At 70.3% G+C, this 3,578-nt stretch carries 4 protein-coding genes; all 4 read right to left on the bottom strand.

The window, feature by feature from the left end; all coding sequences use genetic code 11:
* Window positions 1-440: urease accessory UreF family protein (locus AX737_RS04820; protein WP_280949057.1), on the bottom strand; the 440-nt coding region annotated here is incomplete at its 3' end.
* Entirely contained in the window at window positions 433-987 is a 555-nt protein-coding gene (locus AX737_RS04815) for an urease accessory protein UreE (RefSeq protein WP_066919415.1), read from the bottom strand. The genes AX737_RS04815 and AX737_RS04820, both read right to left, overlap by 8 nt.
* A gap of 15 nt (window positions 988-1,002) precedes the next feature.
* Window positions 1,003-2,730, bottom strand: a complete 1,728-nt coding sequence (gene ureC / locus AX737_RS04810) for an urease subunit alpha (protein ID WP_066919413.1) — start codon at window positions 2,728-2,730, stop codon at window positions 1,003-1,005.
* 2 nt (window positions 2,731-2,732) lie between these two features.
* The gene (locus AX737_RS04805) at window positions 2,733-3,353 is read right to left on the bottom strand and encodes an urease subunit gamma (RefSeq protein WP_066919411.1); all 621 of its coding nucleotides are present in this window, start codon (window positions 3,351-3,353) and stop codon (window positions 2,733-2,735) included.
* Between the last annotated feature and the right edge of the window lie 225 nt (window positions 3,354-3,578).

Here is a 3,578-nt window from a genome sequence, read left to right as displayed (position 1 = left end):
GCGCGCATCGGGCCGGCCGCGATGCCGTGCGCGCCCGCCGCCGCGCCGACCGCGACCGGGTAGGCCACCGCCTCCGGCAGCGCTGCCGCAACGCCCGCGAGACCGGAGCAGGGCCAGGCCTGCAGCGTCGCGTCGAGGAAGCTGCGCCCCTGCTGGCTGGTCTCGAGATGGAGCTCGCGGGACGGCGCCAGCGACAGGGCGAGCGCGTTCACCTCGACAAGAAGCGCGGCGTCGGCCGCGCCGCGATGGGCGTTGTCGGCGAGGATCAGGTCGCTGCGCAGGCTCCCTCGCTCGACCACGTCGTCGAGCCACAGGGCGAGGCTCGCCTCGTCGCACACGTCGCCCGCCTCCACGGCCCATTCGAGCCCGTGGGAATAGGCGTAGGCGCCGACCGGGTAGGTCGGCGACAGCCACGCCATCAGCCGCAGGGCATCAGTCATGCGGGCGGTGATGGTGATGCCCGTGGCCATGATCGTGATGGCCATGATCGTGATGGCCATGGTCGTGGCCTGGGTGGCCGTGCTCATGGGTCTGGTCGTGGGTATGACCGTGCCCCCCCGCGTAGGCGCCGCCCTCCGGCCGGAACGGGCGCTCCACCGGCTCGGCGCTGCCGCCGAGGCCGCGCACCATCTCGGCCAGCACGTGGTCGTCCCCGATATAGACCGCGTCGGGCGCGATCTCGGCCGGAATGTGTCGGTTGCCGATGTGCCAGATCAGGCGCTTCAGGGCGTGATCGGAGGGTGCGCGGATCGCCAGGAGCCGCTCGGGCGCGGCCTCGACCCAGACGAGGCGCCCGTCCTCCAGCACCAGGGCGTCGCCGTCCTCCAGCACCGTGGCTTCGGCCAAGTCGAGCAGGAAGGCGAGGCCGCCGAGCCCCCGCATCGCCATGCGGCGGCGGTGCCGGTCGCCGTGATCGAGCACGATGCGATCGACGATCTCAGCCCCCGATAGGGCGTCGCGGCGAAGGATGCGGGTGGCGCGGAGCATGGCTGCGAGCGGGTGTCAGAACAGGAAGTAGCGCTGGGCCATCGGTAGCACCTCGGCGGGCTCGCAGACCAAGAGTTCGCCGTCGGCACGCACGTCGTAGGTCTCGGGATCGACCTCGATCACGGGCGTGGCGTCGTTGAGAACCATGCTCTTCTTCGAGATGCCGCCGCGCACGTTCTCGACGGCCACCAGCTCTTTCTGCACGCCGAGACGCTCGCGCACGCCGTCCTCGACCGCCGCCCGCGACACGAAGGTGAGGGCGGTGGAAAAGGGCGTGCGGCCGTAGGCGCCGAACATCGGGCGGTAATGGACCGGCTGCGGCGTCGGGATCGAGGCGTTCGGGTCGCCCATCGGGGCGGCCGCGATGCTGCCGCCCTTCAGGACGAGGTCGGGCTTCACCCCGAAGAAGGCCGGCGTCCAGAGCACGAGGTCGGCGAGCTTGCCGGGCTCGACCGAGCCGATGTGCCGCGAGACGCCGTGCGCGATCGCCGGGTTGATCGTGTACTTCGCTACGTAGCGGCGCGCCCGCAGGTTGTCGGTGCCCGACGCGTCGCCGGAAAGCGCCCCGCGCTGCCGCTTCATCTTGTCGGCGGTCTGCCACGTGCGGATCACGACCTCGCCGACCCGGCCCATCGCCTGGCTGTCCGAGGACATCATCGAGAGCGCGCCGATGTCGTGCAGGATGTCCTCGGCCGCGATGGTCTCGCGGCGGATCCGGCTCTCGGCGAAGGCGAGGTCTTCGGGGATCGCCGGGTCGAGGTGGTGGCACACCATCAGCATGTCGAGATGCTCGTCGATGGTGTTCTTCGTGTAGGGCCGCGTCGGGTTCGTGGACGAGGGCAAGACGTTCGGCAGCCCCGCCACCTTGATGATGTCCGGCGCGTGGCCGCCGCCCGCGCCCTCGGTGTGGAAGGCGTGGATGGTGCGGCCCCGGAAGGCCGCGATCGTGTCCTCGACGAAGCCCGACTCGTTGAGCGTATCGGTGTGGATCATCACCTGCACGTCGTGCTGGTCGGCGACGGTGAGGCAATTGTCGATCGCCGCGGGGGTGGTGCCCCAGTCCTCGTGCAGCTTCATCGCGCAGGCGCCCGCGCGGATCATCTCGACGAGGCTCTCGGGCCGCGCGGCGTTGCCCTTGCCGGCGAAGGCGAGGTTCATCGGGAAGGCGTCGGCCGCCTCGATCATCCGGGCGATGTGCCAGGGGCCGGGCGTACAGGTCGTGGCGAAGGTGCCGTGGGCGGGCCCCGTGCCGCCGCCGAGCATCGTAGTGATGCCGGAGCAGAGCGCCTCCTCGATCTGTTGCGGGCAGATGAAGTGGATGTGGCTGTCGAAGCCGCCGGCGGTGAGGATCTTGCCCTCGCCCGCGATCACCTCGGTGCCGGGCCCGACCACGATGTCGACCCCGGGCTGCACATCCGGGTTTCCGGCCTTGCCGAGCTTGGCGATCCGACCCCGCACGATGCCGACGTCGCACTTCACGATGCCCCAGTGGTCGAGCACCACCGCGTTGGTGATCACCGTATCGACGGCGCCGTCCGCGTTCGTGACCTGCGACTGGCCCATGCCGTCGCGGATCACCTTGCCGCCGCCGAACTTCACCTCCTCACCGTAGGTGGTGAAGTCGCGCTCGACGGTGATCTCGAGGCTGGTGTCGGCGAGCCGGATGCGGTCTCCGGTCGTCGGCCCGAACATCGCCGCGTAGGCGCCGCGCGGGAGGGCGGCGGGCTTGGGTGCGTTGGCCATGGTCAGAGCTTGCCCATCACGTCGCCGCGGAAGCCGTAGACGGTGCGCCCGCCCGAGAGCGGCACCAGCGCCACCTCGCGGGTGGCGCCCGGCTCGAAGCGCACGGCGGTGCCGGGCGCGATGTCGAGGCGCTTGCCGCGGGCATCCTCGCGCTCGAAGACCAGACCCGGATTGACCTCGTAGAAATGGTAGTGCGAGCCGACCTGGATCGGCCGGTCGCCCGTGTTGGCCACCGTGATCACGGTGCGCGGCGCGTCCGCATTGAACACGATCTCGCCGGGCAGCACCGTCACGGTGCCGGGCACGTCGGCGGAGGGCAGGCCGCGGATCGGGTGGTGCACGGTCACGAGCTTGGTGCCGTCCGGGAAGGTCGCCTCGACCTGGATGTCGTGGATCATCTCCGCCACGCCCTCCATCACCTGGGAGGCGTCGAGCACGGTGGCGCCGGACTGCATCAGCTCGGAGACGGAACGCCCGTCGCGGGCGCCCTCGACCACGAAATCGGTGATCAGCGCGACCGCCTCCGGGTGATTCAGCTTCACGCCCCGTGCGAGGCGATTGCGCGCCACCTGCGCCGCCATGGCGACGAGGAGCTTGTCCTTCTCGCGGGGGGTGAGGAGCACGGCTTTGGACCTCGCATGCGACCGGGAACCGGGCCGGGAGCAAGGATCATGCGCGCGGCGCGGTCAAGCCCGCTGCGTGCATCGGTGCAGCAGGGCATACGGGCGCAACGAGACTTCGACGGGGATATGCTTGTCCGCGCCGACGAAGACCGTTCGATTGTCAGGAGATACTGGCTCCCCGAGCAGGACTCGAACCTGCGACAAGGCGATTAACAGTCGCCTGCT

It is taken from the genome of Methylobacterium sp. CCH5-D2 (genome assembly GCF_001556475.1).
GTDB lineage: Bacteria > Pseudomonadota > Alphaproteobacteria > Rhizobiales > Beijerinckiaceae > Methylobacterium > Methylobacterium hispanicum.
The sequence above is the reverse complement of the archived record's forward strand: the minus strand, read 5'-3'. Positions and strand labels throughout refer to the sequence as shown.

Coding starts and splice junctions, on each gene's coding strand:
- AX737_RS04815 (WP_066919415.1), bottom strand. CDS start 987: ATGCTCCGCGCCACCCGCATCCTTCGCCGCGACGCCCTATCGGGGGCT.
- ureC (WP_066919413.1), bottom strand. CDS start 2,730: ATGGCCAACGCACCCAAGCCCGCCGCCCTCCCGCGCGGCGCCTACGCG.